Origin of the sequence: Sanguibacter biliveldensis (assembly GCF_033798665.1) — a bacterium.
GTDB classification, from domain to species: Bacteria; Actinomycetota; Actinomycetes; order Actinomycetales; family Cellulomonadaceae; genus Sanguibacter; species Sanguibacter inulinus.
Map to the genome: position 1 here is coordinate 2,516,723 of NZ_CP138359.1, position 16,901 is coordinate 2,533,623.

The following is a 16,901-nucleotide window of genomic DNA, read 5'->3' on the forward strand; positions in this document are numbered from 1 at the left end:
GCTGAGCCCGCAGGTTCAGGAGGCGCGACCGATCCGCAGCTCGAGGGAGTCGACCCGTTCGCCGACGGTCTCGTCGGCGCCGAGCGCAGCGTTGACCTGCGCGAGCACGGCATCCAGCTGAGCACGGGTCAGGCCTGGGTCGATCGCGAGGACGACGGCCACCTCCTTGGACCGGCCCGGCTCTGCCCGGACCCGGACGACCGAGGGGATCCCCTCGAGGGCGCGCGTGATCGCCTGCGACACGAGCGGGTCGACGACCCCGTCGACGACGGCGGGCTCCCAGACCTGCCCCCGCGCGACGGCCCAGACCGCCGGGCGTGGGACGAGGGCGCTCGCCGGGCCTGCAGGGTCGACCACGAGGAGAGCCCACTCCTCGCTGACGGCCGAGAGCGCGGCACGGACGGCGTCGGCGGGCACGGGGCGGGCACGCGGGTGCCACGCCGCCATCGCCGCGACCGAGGAGAACACGGGCAGCGCGCGGCGCCCGTCGGGCGACTGGAGCGCGACGACACCTGCCGAGGCCTCTTTGTCGACCTTCAGACCGTCGGCCGTGGTGCCCTCGGCGTCGACCTCGGCCATGATCGGGATGAGCACCCTGACCTGGGCGAGGCGAGCCACGACGGCGGTCAGCGGAGCCCGTCCCTCGGCGTGCTCGACGAGCAGCCTCGCGAGCTCGGGGTCGGCTGTGCCGTCGTCCCCGGCGAAGGGCGAGGCACCGGGCAGCGCCCGCCCTGCGCCCTCGGATGCTCCGTGCTGCTCGGACGCCCCGTGGCCCTCGTGGGCAGTCGCCCCGTGGCCCTCGTGGCCAGTCGTGGCGTCGTGCTGGTCGTGCACGTGCCCGTCACGGCCCCGGTCGTGGGCCGGTCCGGGGACGGGAGTGGTCACGGACGGCCTGCGACGTCGAGGGCCTGCGGCAGCGTGAACGCACCCGCGTACAGCGCCTTGCCGACGATCGTGCCCTCGACGCCCGAGCCGACGAGCTCGCGGAGCGCGACCAGGTCGTCGAGGCTCGAGATGCCCCCGGAGGCGACGACGGGGGCCGACGTCCGGGCGGCGACGTCGCGCAGCAGCTCGAGGTTCGGTCCGCGCAGCGTCCCGTCCTTGGTCACGTCGGTCACCACGTAGCGTGCACAGCCGGCCTCGTCGAGGCGGGCCAGGACCTCCCAGAGGTCGCCGCCCTCCTGCGTCCAGCCACGCGCGGCGAGCGTGGTGCCGCGGACGTCGAGACCGACGGCGATCGCGTCGCCGTGCTCGGCGATGACCCGGGCGGTCCACTCGGGGTTCTCGAGCGCAGCGGTCCCGAGGTTGACGCGAGAGCAGCCTGTCGCGAGCGCGCGCTCGAGAGAGGCGTCGTCGCGGATGCCTCCCGAGAGCTCGACCTTGATGTCGAGGCGTCCCACGACGTCGGCGAGAAGCTCGGCGTTCGAGCCGCGCCCGAAGGCCGCGTCGAGGTCGACGAGGTGCACCCACTCGGCGCCACCGGACTGCCAGTCGAGCGCAGCCGTCAGCGGGTCGCCGTAAGACGTCTCCGACCCGGCCTCCCCCTGGACGAGCCTGACGGCCTGCCCCTCGGCGACGTCGACGGCGGGCAGGAGTACGAGACGGTCAGTCATGGTGGAGATCCTCTCGGGACCGGTGGTCGTGGATGCTTCAAGGGTGTTCAGGGCGCGGTGCCACCGCACAGACGGTGACGGCGCCACGCTGCAGCAGCGACGGCCCCGCAGTTGCGGAGACCGTCGGGCGCGTCAGCGGGCGGCCGAGCAGGTCAGAGCGAGCCGAGCCAGTTGCGCAGCAGCTGCGCCCCGGCGTCGCCCGACTTCTCGGGGTGGAACTGGGTGGCTGAGAGCGGTCCGTTCTCGACTGCGGCGACGAACCTGCCACCGTGGTCGGACCAGGTGACCTGCGGCGGCTTGAAGCGGGCGTCGACGGGCTCGCCTGCACCGAGGTCGAAGCTCCGGGCGGCGTAGGAGTGGACGAAGTAGAAGCGTTCGTCCTCGATGCCGTCGAAGAGCACCGAGCCTGCGGGGGGCTCGACGGTGTCCCACCCCATGTGCGGGACCACAGGCGCCTCGAGCCTGTCGACGACACCGGGCCACTGCGCGAGGCCCTCGGTGTGCTCACCGTGCTCGTCGCCCGCGTCGAACATGATCTGCATGCCGACGCAGATGCCCAGCACCGGGCGCCCTCCGGAGAGGCGACGCTCGACGATCTGCCCTCCGCGGACCTTGGCGAGGCCGTCCATGACAGCCGCGAAGGCGCCGACCCCGGGGACGACGAGGCCGTCGGCGACCGAGGCGACCTTCGGGTCGGCGGTGAGCTCGACCGCTGCGCCGACCCGCTCGAGGGCGCGGACGGCCGAGCGGACGTTGCCGAAGCCGTAGTCGAGGACGACGACCGTAGGTCTGCCAGCCATCTCAGCGCCTCCCGCGGGCTCGGCCCGTCGCGGCGAGGCTGCGAGCAGCCTTCCACCGCGAGATGCCCTTGCTGGACACCGCGCCCTCGACGTCTGCGGCCGCGACCACCCCGAGGAGGACGTCTTCGAACTCGTGGGGTGCTCCGTCGAGCACGAGGGCTGCCGGGAGGTCTTCTCCACGGACGCCGGCCTGCCACTGGCTCGCGGCGATGTGCCCGTCGGTGACCTCGAAGAGGATGAGCGGGACGGTCTTGACGAGACCTGAGACCGAGCGCGCGAGCTCCGCCGGACGGTCGCCCGACGGGTCGCGCAGGACCGCGTAGGCGCCGATGGGCGACGGGACTGCGTCGACGACGTGCTTGCCCATCGCGCAGGCCGCGGCGAGCGCGTCGGCTGTCGCGACCTGCGTGAGGATGGCGGCGACGCTCACGGCGCCCTGGTCGGGGCTGCTCACAGTGCTCCCTTGGTCGACGGGATGCCCTCGACGCGCGGGTCAGGCTCGACGGCTGCGCGCAGGGCTCGGGCGAGCGCCTTGAACTGCGCCTCGACGATGTGGTGCGGGTCGCGGCCGGCGAGGACCCGCATGTGGATGCAGATCCCGGCGTGGTGCGCGATCGACTCGAGCACGTGACGGGTCAGCGAGCCCGTGAAGTGCCCGCCGATGAGGTGGTACTCCTGCCCTGCAGGCTCCCCCGTGTGCACGAGGTACGGGCGACCGGAGACGTCGACGACAGCCTGGGCGAGCGCCTCGTCGAGCGGCACGAGGGCGTCGCCGAAGCGGCCGATGCCGGACTTGTCGCCGAGGGCGATCCGGAGCGCCTCACCGAAGGCGATCGCGGTGTCTTCGACGGTGTGGTGGGCGTCGATGTGGGTGTCACCGGTCGCCTTGACCGTGAGGTCGATGAGCGAGTGCTTGCCGAGCGCCGTGAGCATGTGGTCGTAGAAGGGCACCGACGTCGAGATGTCGGTGCGGCCCGTGCCGTCGAGGTCGATCTCGACGAGGACGCTCGACTCGCTCGTGGTCCGTTCGACGCGTCCACGACGCGTCCCCTGTGCAGCGTTCACAGCCCTGCCACCTCCACCAGTGCGTCCTTGAACGCGATCATGTCCTGCGGTGTGCCGATCGACACCCTGAGCCAGCCCTCGGGCCCGGTCTCCCGGATGAGGACGCCTCGGTCGAGAAGACCCTGCCACACGGCGTGCCGGTCGTCGAACGTGCCGAAGAGCACGAAGTTCGAGTCCGACTCGGCGGCCTGGAGAGGCCGCCCGTCGAGGGTCTGAGCACGCAACCACGCGACCGTGGCGTCACGCTCGGTCCTGAGCGAATCTACCTGGGCGAGCAGCGCTGGCGCGTGCGCGAGCGCGGCGCGGGCCGTGGCCTGCGTCACTGCTGACAGGTGGTAGGGCAGCCGGACGATGCGCAGGGCGTCGACGAGGTCGGTCGAGCCGGCCAGGTATCCGACCCGTGCCCCTGCCAGGGCGAAGGCCTTGGACATGGTGCGGCTCACGGCGAGGTTGGGGTAGCGCTCGAGCAGCTCGAGCGCCGAGGGCACACCGGCCCGGCGGAACTCCGCGTACGCCTCGTCGACCACGACCACGGCGGGCGAGCCGTCCACGTCGAGCTCGAGCGCCGCCTCGCAGACCGCCTCGATGGTCGAGAAGGGCATCGCGGTGCCCGTCGGGTTGTTCGGGCTGGTGAGGATCACGATCGAGGGCGTGTGCTCGCGCAGTGTCGCGACCGCGACGTCGACGTCGAGAGTGAAGTCTTCTTCTCGACGTCCGGCGACCCAGCGCGTGTGGGTGTCGCGCGCGTACTCCGGGTACATGGAATAGGTAGGGGCGAAGGACAGCGCCGTGCGTCCTGGGCCGCCGAAGGCCTGCATGAGGTGCAGCATGACCTCGTTGGAGCCGTTCGCGGCCCAGACCTGCTCGGGGGCGACGCGCACGCCGGACTCCTGCGCCAGGTAGTCCGCGAGGTCGGACCGCAGCGCCGGGAAGTCCCTGTCCGGGTAGCGGTTGAGCGTCGACGCCGCAGCAGACACGTACTCCGCGAGCGTCGCGACGACCTGCGGACCGGGCGGGTAGGGGTTCTCGTTGACGTTGAGCAGGTGCGGGACGTCGATCTGGGGCGCACCGTAGGGCACCTCGCCGGCGAGGTCGGGGCGCAGAGGCAACGTGATCGGGGTGTCGGCTCGTGGAGTCACGGGACCATTCTAGGAAGGATCACGGGACTCAGACGCCGGTGTCCACAGGGGACGCCTCATCGGTCTTCGCCGCACCGGGTCGTCCACAGGACCGCGCGAGGTCGACCCTGTCCACAGCGCCGTTCTCGGCTGTCACACGCTCGCGCAGAAGTCCTTAGGCTTGCTGCATGACCTCCGACGGCGACACCACCCCGGCCGACGACAGCCCGGACCTCGTCTCGATGCCCGAGAGCGGCATCCCGGCGTCGTCTCCCCTGCCCTTCAAGCCCAAGGGCCCCAAGCGCTGGGGGGTCGAGCCCGACTGGTCCAAGCTGCCGTCGACGCCCCGCCGCCGTGTCGTCGTCGACGACGGCCCGGCGTGGGGCACGTCCTCGATGGACGCCCGCCGTCTGGTCTCGGGCACCCCGGACGACGTCGCACCGGCAGCACAGCCGACGACGGCCGCCGAGCCGGCCCCGGCGTGGCAGACGCCGGGGTTCGCCCCCGAGCCCGACGAGGAGGAGACCGTCACCGGACAGCCCGTGGGTCCGGGCGCAGAGCCGCTCCTCGAGGACGACGACGACGACGACGACGACGAGATGTTCGACGAGGACGACGACGAGATGCAGCCTGCTCCCGAGACGGTCACCGCCCCCGAACCGGAGACCGACACCGAGCCCGTCACCGAGCCGGCGCCCGAGCACGTCTCGCCCCCCGAGCCTGGTCTCGCACAGACCCGGTCCGCAGAGCAGCGCTCGACCGCAGAGCACAGCCCGCACGCCCCGACCGACGCGAGAGAGACGACAGACCACCCCATGGCCGACCGCAGGACAGCAGGCACCGACGAGGCGACGGCCACCACGCAGGCTGCACCCGCGGCACGCACGAACCACGCCCCCTACGGCGAGGACCCCTACAAGGACGTCCCGTTCTTCGACGAGCCTGTCGACGACGCCTGGGGTGAAGAGATGGCCGCGGCCTCGGCCGGACGCCTCGACCCCGTGGACGGACGACGGACGTCGGGTGCGCGTGGCGAGCGTGTGGCGGCTCGGGCAGCACCAGCCCGCCCCGCCGCAGTCCGGGTCCGCCCGGGGGCCGACGAGGACCTGCGCCCCGAGGCCGAGGCTGCGCTGCGCCGCCTCGTGGGCCGCGACGACGCTGTCCTGCGCGACGACCAGTGGACGGCGATCCACGCTCTCGTGGCCGAGCAGCGCCGAGCCCTCGTCGTGCAGCGCACCGGGTGGGGAAAGTCCGCGGTGTACTTCGTCGCGACCTCCCTGCTCCGCGCACGAGGTTCAGGGCCGACCATCATCATCTCGCCGCTGCTGGCGCTCATGCGTGACCAGATCGCCGCGGCCGGGCGCGCCGGGGTCCGTGCGGCGACCATCAACTCGGCGAACGTCACCGAGTGGGACCAGATCCACGAGCAGATCAGCAACGGAGACATCGACGTCCTTCTCTGCTCGCCCGAGCGGCTCAACAACCCGGGCTTCCGCGACGAGGTGCTCCCCCGCCTCGCCGCAGACGCAGGCCTCGTGGTCATCGACGAGGCTCACTGCGTCTCCGACTGGGGCCACGACTTCCGGCCCGACTACCGCCGCATCCGGACCCTGCTCGCCGAGCTCCCCGAGGGCATCCCCGTGCTCGCCACGACGGCCACGGCCAACGCACGCGTGACCCAGGACGTCGCCGAACAGCTCGAGATCACCGGAGAGGGCGCGGGCCGCAGCGAGGTCCTCGTGCTCCGCGGCGGTCTGGACCGGGAGTCCCTGCACCTCAACGTGCTCCGCCTCGGCGACCAGCCGACCCGTGTCGCGTGGCTCCTCGAGGCCCTGCGCTCGACCGAGGGCTCCGGCATCGTCTACTGCCTCACGGTGTCGGTCGCCGAGCAGGTCGCCGCACAGCTCAAGGCAGCGGGCCTGCCTGTCGCGGCCTACACGGGACGCACCGACCCGACCGAGCGGGAGTCCCTCGAGGCGGACCTCAAGGCCAACCGCGTCAAGGCGCTCGTCGCGACGTCGGCCCTGGGCATGGGCTTCGACAAGCCCGACCTCGGCTTCGTCGTGCACCTGGGCGCCCCCAGCTCGCCGATCGCCTACTACCAGCAGGTCGGTCGAGCCGGCCGTGGGGTCGACAGCGCGCTCGTCGTGCTCCTCCCCGGTGAAGAAGACCAGCGGATCTGGGAGTACTTCGGCTCGCTGGCCTTCCCCCGCGAAGACCAGGTCCGTGCCACGCTCGACGCCCTGTCCCACGGGGGCACCCAGTCGGCGCAGGCCCTCGAGACACAGGTCGACCTCACCCGGTCGCGTCTGGAGATGATGCTCAAGGTCCTCGACGTCGACGGAGCGGTCAAGCGGGTCAAGGGTGGGTGGGAGGCCACGGGCCAGGGCTGGACCTACGAGGCCGACCGCTACGCCCGCGTCGAGCAGGCACGCCTCGCCGAGCAGCGCACCATGCTCGACTACGAGTCGACCGACGGCTGCCGGATGGCCTTCCTGCGCCGCACCCTCGACGACCCAGACCTCCGCCCCGACGAGCGGTGCGGCCGCTGCGACAAGTGCGGTGGCTCGACGCTGCCCGCCGCACCGACGACCGAGCACGTGGCACAGGCTCGCAAGGCCATGGACGTCCCTGGAGTCGTCGTCGAGCCCCGCAGCATGTGGCCCACGGGGATGGCGACCCTCGGCATCGACCTCAAGGGCAAGATCTCGCCCGCCGAGAAGACCGAGCCGGGCCGAGCGGTCGCGCGCCTCGACGGGCTCGGCTGGTCGCAGCCCCTCCGCGAGCTCTTCGCGTCCACGACCCCGGACGGCGAGGTCCCCGTCCACCTCCGACGCGCCGCGGCGCAGGTCCTCGACGCGTGGGACGGGCTCCAGGTCGACGGGGTCGTCTGCGTGCGGTCGACGACGCGACCCGTGCTCGTCGAGCACCTCGCCCGCGGGCTCGCGAAGTACCTGGACAAGCCCTTCGTCGGATTCGTGGGACCCCTCGGCGGCCACGAGACCCCACCCCGCCACGACGTGAACTCCGCCATGCGCCTCGCCGGGGTGGCGCAGCGCCTCGGCCTCGACCTGACACCCGCAGCGAGCGCAGGCCTGGCAGGACGGTCGATCCTGCTCGTCGACGACCGTGTCGCCTCCGGATGGACGCTGGCCGTGGCTGGTCGTCTGCTGCGCCAGGCCGGTGCAGGTGCGGTCCTGCCCTTCGTCCTCGCCCAGCAGTAGCCCGGCGACAACCAGGACTGCCCGCGCCCACCCGACCGGGCGGGTGCGGGCGGGCGGGCGGGATAGATGCGTGCACGAATCTCGTCCAGGCGGGGGGCGACCGTGCAGGCACACCGAGTGCGTCGTCCGTCACGAACAGCCCTCCGAGGCCCGATCCTGTGACCTTAGTCCTAGGTCCGTGCGGCACCTGACCTGGAAACTTGCGTCGCCCTGTCTCGGACAGGCCGTCCCTCCGGTCCGTCCCGACCGCGCCACCACCACACCCGGTCTCCGCGACCGGGCCTGGAGAAGATCTTCATGACGTCCTCGACGCCCACCCCTGCCCTGCGTCTGATCGCCGACCCGGGGCCGCTCGGCCTCGCCGGCTTCGCGCTCACCACCTTCGTGCTCTCGATCTTCAACGCCGGACTCCTCGACTCGAGCCTCGAGCCTGTCGTCCTGCCTCTCGCGCTCTTCTACGGCGGGCTCGTCCAGCTGCTCGCCGGCATGTGGGAGCTCGTCAAGAACAACACCTTCGGCGCCCTGGCGTTCTCCTCCTACGGAGCGTTCTGGATGTCCTTCGCCGCCTACGTGAAGTTCGTCGTCCCGGGCCTCCCGGCAGACACGGCCCACCAGGCCACAGGAGTGTTCCTCCTCGCCTGGACGATCTTCACCCTCTACATGACCGTCGTGACGCTGAAGATCTCGGTCGGGCTCATGAGCGTGTTCGTGCCCCTGTCGATCACCTTCGCGCTGCTCACTGTCGGCGCCTTCGCCCAGGCCGAGAGCGTGACGCACGTCGCCGGCTTCTTCGGTCTGCTGACCGCCGGGACGGCCTGGTACAACTCCTTCGCCGGGGTCCTCAACCAGACGTGGAAGCGGGACGTGCTCCCGCTCGGCGTCCGCAGCTGAACCACCCACGCGCGGCTGGACCACTCGCGCGTCCCTGAACCAGCTGCTCGCCTGGCTCCAGACACTGTCGTGCGCCCCTGAGAGGGCCGTGCGGCCGCTGCTCGAGCGGCTGCCGGGTGAGCACCGTCAGTGGATCGCCGTGAGACGAGCACCGAGACGCCCGGCCAGGATCTGCTGGCCGGGCTTCTCTGCGTCGTCGTGCCGAGCGACCGGGTCACAGACTCATGTCCAGCACGACGCGCCCGTCGATCACGCCCGTCGCCATCCTGGTGAAGATGTCGTTGATCGCGTCCATCGGCTGACGCTCGAAGGTCGTCGAGACGACGCCCCGGCTGAAGAAGTCGACGGCCTCGAGCATGTCGAGCCGCGTGCCGACGATCGAGCCGCGCACGGTCAGACCGCGCAGGACGGTGTCGAAGATCGACAGCGGGAAGTCGCCCGGCGGGAGCCCGACCAGCGACACCGTGCCACCGCGTCGCAACATGGACAGCGCCTGCGGGAAGGTCTTCTCGCTCACGGCCGTGACCAGAGCCGCCTGAGCGCCGCCGACGAGGTCCTGCACAGCCTCGCCAGGGTCGCCGTCCCGGTAGTTGACGACCAGCTCGGCCCCGTAGTCGAGAGCGCGCTGGCGCTTCGCCTCGGTCCCGGTCACCGCGATGACGCGGAACCCCATGGCGGCCGCGTACTGGATCGCCATGTGCCCGAGCCCGCCGATCCCCGACACGACCACCCAGTCCCCCGGCCGAGCGCCGGTGACCTTGAGGCCCTTGTACACGGTGACGCCGGCACAGAGCACGGCGGTGATGCCTGCGGCGTCCGCGCCCTCAGGGATGCGCGGCGCGTAGCGCGTGTCGACGACCATGTACTCCGCGAAGGACCCGTCGACGGAGTAGCCCGAGTTCTGCTGGCGGGTACAGAGCGACTCCCAGCCCCCCAGGCAGTCCCGGCAGACGCCGCAGGCTGTCGCCAGCCAGGCGTTGCCGATGCGGTCACCGACACGGACACCCGCCGCCGACGGCCCCAGCTCGACCACGCGGCCCGAACCTTCGTGACCGGGGATGAAGGGCGGAACCGGCTTCACGGGCCAGTCACCACGGGCTGCGTGCAGGTCGGTGTGGCACACCCCGCTGTAGTCGACCTGGACGAGGGCCTCGAAGGGCCCGGGGACCGGGATGGGCACCTCCTCCACGACGAGCGGTGCTCCCAGCTGACGGACCACAGCTGCCTTCATCGTCTCGGGCACGTCCAGGCTCCTTCGGTGAGGTGCCCGACGTGGCTCCAGGCAAGCCCACGAGCGGCGTCCCGACCTGCACCCCGAAGCACGGTGTGACTCAGACCACGAGCCTAGGTGGGCTCGTGGCCCTCAGGTCGGGACCTTCATCCCGTCACCGAGAGCCGGGCCGGGTGCTTACTCGTCGACCGTGGGCAGGTCGACCGTGAACGCCGTCCCGATGCCGACCTCGCTCGTCACGTCGAGCCGCCCGCGGTGCGCGACGACGATCGCCTTGGTGATCGCGAGCCCGAGACCGATGCCGGGGACCGAGGCCGACGTCGCCGTCGAGGCTCGGAAGAACCGCGTCGAGAGCTGGTCCAGCTCGGCGTCGGGGATGCCGATGCCCGTGTCGCGCACGGTGATGGTGGCCCGCTGGTCGTGGACGACGAGCGAGAGCGTCACCAGACCGCCCGCCGGGGAGAACTTCACGGCGTTCGAGAGAAGATTGTCGACGGCCTGCCCGAGCCGGGTCGCGTCGCCACGGACCACCGTGCTCACCGTCTCGTCCATCACCACCCGCATCTGCACCGAGGCAGCCGCGGCGACAGGCTCGAAGGTCTGCGCCGCGGCTCGCAGCACAGACTCGAGCTCGGTGCTCTGGTTGATGATCGGGAACCGGCCAGCCTCGACCTGAGCCGTGAACAGCAGGTCTCCGACCAGACGCAGGAGCCGCTGCGCGTTGCGCTCGGCGACGTCCAGGTACTGCGTCTGCTCGGGCGTGAGCGGACCGTCTTCTTCGTCGCGCAGCAGCTCGAGGTACCCCAAGATCGAGCTGAGCGGTGTGCGCAGCTCGTGCGAGATCATGCCGACGAACTCGTCCTTGAGACGCTCGAACTCACGAGCCTTGGTCATGTCGGTCGCCACGAAGAGATAGCCGACGACGTCGTCGTCGTCCCCGATCCGTTGCGTCGCCGCGACCTGGACGGGCAGCTGAGACCCGTCGGGCCTGACGTAGGTCCACTCCCGCACGTCCGCAGACCCCGTCGCCACGTCGCGGACGAGGACGGCGAAAGCAGCCTCGTCGTCGAGAGGCGTCGCGTCCCCGACCGTGGCGACCTGCTCGCGGAGCTCGTCCGCGACGTGCACGTCGGTGATGACCAGACCGGCCTCGAGGGCCTCGTGCTGCGCGACCCCGAGCATCTTGCAGGCGCCAGGGTTCCAGGAGTCGATCCGGCCGGTCAGGTCGGTCCCGATGATCGCCTGCTCTGTGACAGCGTCCCAGAGCCCGGAGAGCTGACGGCTGACCGCGTTGGCGCGGGTCTCGTTCGACCGGGCCTCCTGCGAGGCGCGCACGGCGTCGACGAGCAGAGAGTCCCGTTGCGCCACGGTCGCCCGCGCGTCGTCGAGCTGGAGCCGCAACCTGCGGGCTATCTCGTTGATGACGAGGGCGACCAGTCCGTAGACCACCGGCGAGAAGAGCACCCGGACGACGTCGGCGCTCTGCCGGAAGTCCGTCAGCAGCAGGGCCGGCCCCTGAGAGGTGGCGACGAGGGTGAGGGCCGCGAGGATCGCGTTGCCCCGCCCGGCCGCCAGCGCGATCCACACGAAGGGCACGAAGAGCGTCGCCGAGTACGGCGAGCCGACCCCGCCGGTCCCGTACCGCACGAGGCCCAGGCCCACGAGCGAGACGATGGGGATGAGGACGGCGAGCCGGTCGTCGTAGGTCTTCCAGGGCAGCACCACGGCCGCCACGGAGATGGCCACGACCACGAGGACCCCGGAGACCACCATGGTCGTGTCGGAGAGAGCTCCCGACAGCGGGAGCGTCACCAGTGCGAGCGCGAGCGCCGCCAACGTCGGGAGCTGGTAGAGGAGCAGACCTGATCGACCAGCCGAGGCCCGTCCGAAGAGCGGGTCAAGCGTCACCTGGTGCTCCGATCATGGACCGGATGATCTCGGACAGCGTCCGCGGGCTGAAGGGCTTGCGGACGAAGGTGTCGGCGCCGGTCAGGACCGCCGACTGGCGTTCGAGCAGGTACACGGAGGCCGAGACCATGATGATCCGCACCCTGGACAGGGAGGCGTCGGCGCGGATGCGCTCGGCCACCTCGACCCCGGTCAGCCCCGGCATCGAGATGTCGAGGACGGCGAGGTCGACGTCGCCCTGCGCGATCCGCTGCCAGGCGTCGTCGCCGTTGTCGAAGGACCCGACGATCTCGACGCCCGCGCGCCGAGCGGCGATGGACACCAGACCGAGGATGTCGGCGTCGTCGTCGGCGATCACCACGCGTGCTGGAGCACTCATACGAAGAACACCTCTCGGACGACCATGATCACGGCGATCACCGCGACGGCGAGCAGGGCGTACGGCACCATCATGCGCTCTGCACGGCGGTCGCGGTCGATCTCTCGCTGGAGCTCTTCGCGGGTCGAGCGGTTCATGCGAGGATCCGTCCTGTCTTCTCGGTCTTGTCCCACGACGCGTCAGCGTGCCGGAGCTCCTTGACGTAGGAGTCGACGGTGATCGCGCACAAGATCGGACCATACCCCACGAGGTAGACCAGGACGGGCGACAGGAACCGGCCGGCGCGGGTACCGTCCACGACCTTGATCAGCCAGGCTCCGAGCATCGACAGCGTGATCCACGAGTAGACGAACAGCGTCCAGACCCGCAGGCTCCCGTCGCTCACCTCGACACCGAAGAGCGCCGGGACGTCGTCTTCGAGGAGTCCCGGGAAGAAGGTCGCGACGGTGATGACCACCGAGACCAGACCTGGGAAGAAGATCGCCTCGCGCAGGGTCTTGCGGCCTGTCACCGGGTCGAGCGCGATGGTCACCACCATCGTGAAGATGTAGGTGCACGCCGCCAGCGCCCAGAAGGTGCGGAACACCTGCGCGGACACGGGGCTCTCGAGGAAGTACAGACCGACGAGCCCGACCGAGGACAGCACCATGGCGACAGGCTGGAAGGCCACGCCGAACCAGACGAGACCGAAGTCGAGGCTGCCGAGGCGGTTGCCCTCCTGCTTGCGGAACCAGAGCTTGCGGTACATGCGGGTGATGTGGACGTTGCCCCTCCCCCAGCGCAGCCGCTGCTTCCACAGCGCCGCCACGGCCTGCGGCTCTTCGGCGAGCACGACAGCGTGCGGCTCGAAGACCACGGTGCGACCGGCCAGCTGGGTCTTGAAGGTCGTCACGGTGTCCTCGGCGAGGGAGCTCGTGTCGATGCGACCGCCGAGCTCTTCGAGGTTCGCCCGGGAGTGCAGCTGGGCACCTCCGGCGAGACAGGCCACAGCGCCCATGACGTTCTGGGCGCGACGGGACGCAGCCTGCGAGAGCGCGTACTCGAGGGCGATGAACCGGGTGAGGTAGTTCTTCTTCAGGCTGCCCTCGCGGATGTACGCGGTCACGGCGCCGACCTTCTCGTCGGCGAGGTGACGGGTCATCTTGCGCAGAGAGTCCGGGAGGTAGACGACGTCGGCGTCCATGATGAGCAACGCCTCCATCCAGTCGTCCTCGAGGATGATCGCGATGCCGTGGTTGAGCGTGTGGGCCTTGCCCTCGCCGCCCTTCGCACGCCGGAGGTGGAACACCTGACCGGGGTACTGCCGGGCCTTGGCCAGGACGACGTCGGGGGTGTCGTCGGTGCTCGCGTCGTCGACCACGTAGACGCGGAGCGCGTCGGCGGGGTACTCGAGGGCCATGAGGTTGTCGATCGACGTGCCCACGACAGCGCCCTCGTTCCAGGCAGGGATGACCACCGCGACGCGCGGCAGGTACGGCGCGGCCTTCGCGTAGTGGTTGCGGAAGGCGTGGAAGGGGATGAGCACGAACTGGTACCCCATCGCGATGATCGGCAGGGCACCGAGGGCGACGAGGACGAGCAGCACGTAGGTCAGGGTCGTCCCTGCCACGCTCGAAGGGTCAAGCACGGGGGCCTGCCGTCCCGGGGGTCTGGTCCGACGGCGCAGCCGACGGCTCGGTGGCAGGCAGGGTCTCAGCAGGCAGGGTCTCGCCCGAGACCGCAGCCTCGAGGATCCACGGGACACGGACGTACCGTCCGACGTCGCGGGCGTCGTGGCTGTCGGTCGCGACCACGAGCCGCGCACCGGCGTCGAGGGCAGCACGCACCGCGCGCGGACCCGGGCAGGCCCACTTCTCGTTGACCTCGATCGTGCTGCCCGTCTCGCGCGCGGCCGCGGCCCAGGCGCGCAGGTGCTCGTCGCTGAGGTCGGACTCGTCGAGCCCCACCTTCGGCAGGATCGAGAACCAGTGCGCGAGCTGGATGCCGGGCTGGGACGTCATCGCGGCGATGCTCGCCTCGACGAGCAGGGAGACGGCGTCAGCGGGGCTCAGGCCGTCCGCGATCCGCTCTCGGGTCTGGGTGGGCGACCACGGACCGTCGGTCCCGGGGAACTGGTGGTCCCCGACCAGCACGACGTCGAGAGCCCCGCGGCCCACGACGGCGTCGGCGGGCAGGTCGAGCCGGCCGGTCACGTCGAGCAGCTTGGTCTCGACGCCGCACCGGACCACGAGGCCGTCAGGCACGTCGAGGGCGCGTACGGCTGCGACCATCTCGGGGACCCATCCGGTCGACGACCTCACGTGGTCGACGAAGGTCACCTCGGTGAGCCCGACGGTCAGCGCGGCCGCGAGGTTCTCGTGGACCGTGCTCACGGCGTCGTCGGAGAAGGTCGAGTGGACGTGCCCGTCGACAGTGGTCGAGGGCAGAGGGCTGCGTGCTGCTGCGGGGCCGTCGGTCACTGCTCCGCCCACGCCTCGTCACGCCCGGTGACGGCCGAGGAGACGATCTCGTCGACGGGGAGGAACACGTCTTCGAGGAAGCGCACGTTGGCGAGCTCGACGAAGTCGACGTGCTCGGGCACAGGGTTGCCGAGCAGCAGGTCCAGGTACAGCGAGGGCATGTCGACACCCGCAGCGATGGTCAGCGGCATCGCCCCGGGGAACCGCGGGTTGATCTCGAGCAGGGCGGGCACGCCGTCCTTGTCCCGACGCAGCTGGACGTTGGCGACGCCGACGAGACCGACGGCACGTGCGGCGGCCGAGGCTGCCTCGACGAGCTCGGGGTCGCGGACGGTCCGCCCGGCGATCGAGACTCCGGAGTCCACCCGCTCACGGGTGCGCGGGACCGCGGCGACCACGTGGCCGTCGGGCGCGGCCAGCACGTCGACCGAGTACTCGGCCCCGGGCAGGTGCTCCTGGATGATGAGGTCGGAGCCTGTGCCGATGTCCTCGAGCTCGTCGCGGTCGTCGACGAGGCGCACCCCGCGGGAGCCAGCACCACGACGGGGCTTGACGATGACCGGGAAGTCCCAGGGTGCTGCGACGCCGTCGGCGTCGAGGAGCTCGGTCGCCGGGACGCGCAGGGCGCCCTCGCAGGCAGTCGCGAGGGCGTGCTTGTCGAGCGTTCTGGCGAGCGTGTGCGCGCTCGGCGCAGCGATCTGGATCCCGTGCGCGGCGAACTCGGTGCGGCGGGCGGCGAGGCCCTCGAGCTCGACGTCGACTGTCGGGAACAGCACGGTGATGCCGTCGTCACGGCACATCCCCAGGACGGTGTCGACGAAGTCCGCCGCCGCTCCGCGCGGCACGATGCGGCGGTGGTCGGCGTCGACGAGGTACAGACCGCTCGCCCACCCGTCCATGTCGGCCGAGAAGACCTCGACGTCGCTGCGGCGCAGCAGAGAGCGCACGACGGCGACCCCTGCGGGCCCGCCGGTTCCGGTGACGAGTACTCGGGTCATGTGTCGGTCCGTCCTGCGTGAGAGTCGGACAGCCGCGTCGCGGCGGTCCTGGAGAGCGGGGAGATGTCGGCCGTGTCGTGCACGACCTCGAGGGGCTCGCAGTAGTCGCCGCCGCCGAACCTCGACCAGTAGCGCGCCGTCGCGATGACGAAGCCCGGCTCGAGGTAGCCGCGGATGTCGACCTGGGAGCCGTAGCTGGCGAGCAGCGCGAGCTTCGCGTCGGTGAAGCCGTCGATCGGCACGAAGCGGGTCGGTCGGAAGTCGATGGTCGCCGACGGCGACTGGAAGCAGCAGACCGTGCGGACGCTGCGGGTGGCGACGACGGCCGCCGAGTGCACGGCGCGGTGGTCCTGGTGCCTGTCGTTGATGCTGTGCGTGTAGACGATGTCTGGTCTGACCTCGGCGACGACCCGCTCGATGATCCCCACCGTCGGGTCGGCTGCGCTGATCCGGGTGTCGTCGAGGTCTTCGAGGAACAGGCGGGCTCCGAGCCGCTCGGCTGCCAGGAGCGACTCGTCCTGACGGTCGCTGACCTCGCCGCCACGAGACCCGCGGGACAGCGTCAGCACCACGACGGTGTCGCCGGCTGCACGGTGCGCCGAGAGGATGCCTCCCACCCCGATCTCGACGTCGTCCGGGTGCGCCCCGATCGCGAGCACGACGGCGCCCCGCTGGGCGGCACGTCGGGCCCGGCTCGCCTCGACGATGCGGGTGACGACCTCGACGAGGTGAGCTGCCGAGATCGGCTTGGTGAGGAACTCGTCGGCGTCGTTGCGCAGCGCCGTAACCGCGTAGTCGACCGAGGCGTGGGCCGTCATGACGACGACAGGGACGTCCGGGGACTCGGCCCGGAACCTGGCGAGCAGCTCGAGACCGCTCACCCCGGGCAGCTCGATGTCGGTCAGGACGAGGTCGGGGTCGAAGTCGTCGAGCCTGGCAGGGAGGTCGCGAGGGTCGGCGATCGCGAGCACCGTCGCACCAGCGCGCTTCTCGAGGACCGTGGTGAGGAAGAGGAGGACGTCGGGGTCGTCCTCGATCACGCAGACCCTGTACTGGCCTGTTGTGCCCATGTCAGGACAGCCCTTCGTTCGTCGTACCTGCCTGCAAGACGTCCGGCCCGGCCGTCCGGTCGGCAAGGTCGTGCACGTCAGAGTACGGAACGTCCCACGCCGGACTGTGCACGGCGCGCGTCATTGTCCACGGTACGTCCCTGAC

At 71.0% G+C, this 16,901-nt stretch carries 16 protein-coding genes; 2 read left to right on the forward strand and 14 right to left on the reverse strand.

The genetic code is table 11. The features are described 5' to 3' along the window. Nucleotides 1–15 precede the first annotated feature (15 nt). The 6 genes from SANBI_RS11005 to SANBI_RS11030 form a co-directional block, all read right to left on the reverse strand. On the reverse strand, nt 16–723 hold the full coding sequence (locus SANBI_RS11005; RefSeq protein ID WP_319161267.1) for an SseB family protein: 708 nt from the start codon (nt 721–723) through the stop codon (nt 16–18). 158 nt (nt 724–881) lie between these two features. Further along, nucleotides 882–1,613 (reverse strand): bifunctional 1-(5-phosphoribosyl)-5-((5-phosphoribosylamino)methylideneamino)imidazole-4-carboxamide isomerase/phosphoribosylanthranilate isomerase PriA, encoded by a 732-nt coding sequence (gene priA / locus SANBI_RS11010; protein WP_056130278.1) that lies wholly within the window; start codon nt 1,611–1,613, stop codon nt 882–884. Between the two features lie 152 nt (nt 1,614–1,765). Next, complete coding sequence (hisH, locus tag SANBI_RS11015) at nt 1,766–2,413, reverse strand: imidazole glycerol phosphate synthase subunit HisH (RefSeq protein WP_056130276.1); 648 nt, start codon at nt 2,411–2,413, stop codon at nt 1,766–1,768. Between the two features lies 1 nt (nt 2,414). Further along, entirely contained in the window at nt 2,415–2,867 is a 453-nt protein-coding gene (locus SANBI_RS11020; RefSeq protein WP_319154973.1) for a hypothetical protein, read from the reverse strand. After that, nucleotides 2,864–3,478 carry an imidazoleglycerol-phosphate dehydratase HisB gene (gene hisB / locus SANBI_RS11025; RefSeq protein WP_056130270.1) on the reverse strand — a complete coding sequence of 205 codons (615 nt, stop codon included), beginning with the start codon at nt 3,476–3,478 and terminating at the stop codon, nt 2,864–2,866. Before hisB ends, SANBI_RS11020 begins: the two co-directional genes overlap by 4 nt. Beyond that, nucleotides 3,475–4,617 (reverse strand): histidinol-phosphate transaminase, encoded by a 1,143-nt coding sequence (locus tag SANBI_RS11030; RefSeq protein WP_319154976.1) that lies wholly within the window; start codon nt 4,615–4,617, stop codon nt 3,475–3,477. The genes hisB and SANBI_RS11030 overlap by 4 nt, the downstream gene beginning before the upstream one ends. Nucleotides 4,618–5,564: 947 nt before the next feature. Here SANBI_RS11030 and SANBI_RS11035 point away from each other — a divergent pair. After that, complete coding sequence (locus SANBI_RS11035; RefSeq protein ID WP_408669759.1) at nt 5,565–7,820, forward strand: RecQ family ATP-dependent DNA helicase; 2,256 nt, start codon at nt 5,565–5,567, stop codon at nt 7,818–7,820. Between the two features lie 297 nt (nt 7,821–8,117). Further along, on the forward strand, nt 8,118–8,711 hold the full coding sequence (locus SANBI_RS11040) for an acetate uptake transporter (protein WP_056130263.1): 594 nt from the start codon (nt 8,118–8,120) through the stop codon (nt 8,709–8,711). A gap of 214 nt (nt 8,712–8,925) precedes the next feature. Here SANBI_RS11040 and SANBI_RS11045 read toward each other — a convergent pair whose 3' ends face one another. The 8 genes from SANBI_RS11045 to SANBI_RS11080 all read right to left on the reverse strand — a co-directional run bounded on the left by SANBI_RS11045 (nt 8,926) and on the right by SANBI_RS11080 (nt 16,756). After that, nucleotides 8,926–9,942, reverse strand: coding sequence for a zinc-dependent alcohol dehydrogenase (locus tag SANBI_RS11045; RefSeq protein ID WP_319161269.1), 1,017 nt, complete (start codon nt 9,940–9,942; stop codon nt 8,926–8,928). 177 nt (nt 9,943–10,119) lie between these two features. Further along, nucleotides 10,120–11,850 carry a sensor histidine kinase gene (locus SANBI_RS11050; protein WP_319154982.1) on the reverse strand — a complete coding sequence of 577 codons (1,731 nt, stop codon included), beginning with the start codon at nt 11,848–11,850 and terminating at the stop codon, nt 10,120–10,122. Then, complete coding sequence (locus tag SANBI_RS11055; RefSeq protein WP_319154984.1) at nt 11,840–12,229, reverse strand: response regulator; 390 nt, start codon at nt 12,227–12,229, stop codon at nt 11,840–11,842. Before SANBI_RS11055 ends, SANBI_RS11050 begins: the two co-directional genes overlap by 11 nt. Continuing rightward, nucleotides 12,226–12,366 carry a hypothetical protein gene (locus SANBI_RS11060; RefSeq protein WP_179913232.1) on the reverse strand — a complete coding sequence of 47 codons (141 nt, stop codon included), beginning with the start codon at nt 12,364–12,366 and terminating at the stop codon, nt 12,226–12,228. Before SANBI_RS11060 ends, SANBI_RS11055 begins: the two co-directional genes overlap by 4 nt. Continuing rightward, the gene (locus tag SANBI_RS11065) at nt 12,363–13,838 is read right to left on the reverse strand and encodes a glycosyltransferase family 2 protein (RefSeq protein ID WP_319154986.1); all 1,476 of its coding nucleotides are present in this window, start codon (nt 13,836–13,838) and stop codon (nt 12,363–12,365) included. Before SANBI_RS11065 ends, SANBI_RS11060 begins: the two co-directional genes overlap by 4 nt. Nucleotides 13,839–13,848: 10 nt before the next feature. Further along, nucleotides 13,849–14,655, reverse strand: a complete 807-nt coding sequence (locus SANBI_RS11070; protein ID WP_408669760.1) for a histidinol-phosphatase — start codon at nt 14,653–14,655, stop codon at nt 13,849–13,851. A 29-nt stretch (nt 14,656–14,684) separates the two neighbouring features. Beyond that, complete coding sequence (locus SANBI_RS11075; RefSeq protein WP_319154988.1) at nt 14,685–15,686, reverse strand: ATP-grasp domain-containing protein; 1,002 nt, start codon at nt 15,684–15,686, stop codon at nt 14,685–14,687. Further along, nucleotides 15,683–16,756 (reverse strand): response regulator, encoded by a 1,074-nt coding sequence (locus SANBI_RS11080; RefSeq protein ID WP_319154990.1) that lies wholly within the window; start codon nt 16,754–16,756, stop codon nt 15,683–15,685. Before SANBI_RS11080 ends, SANBI_RS11075 begins: the two co-directional genes overlap by 4 nt. Nucleotides 16,757–16,901: the final 145 nt, after the last annotated feature.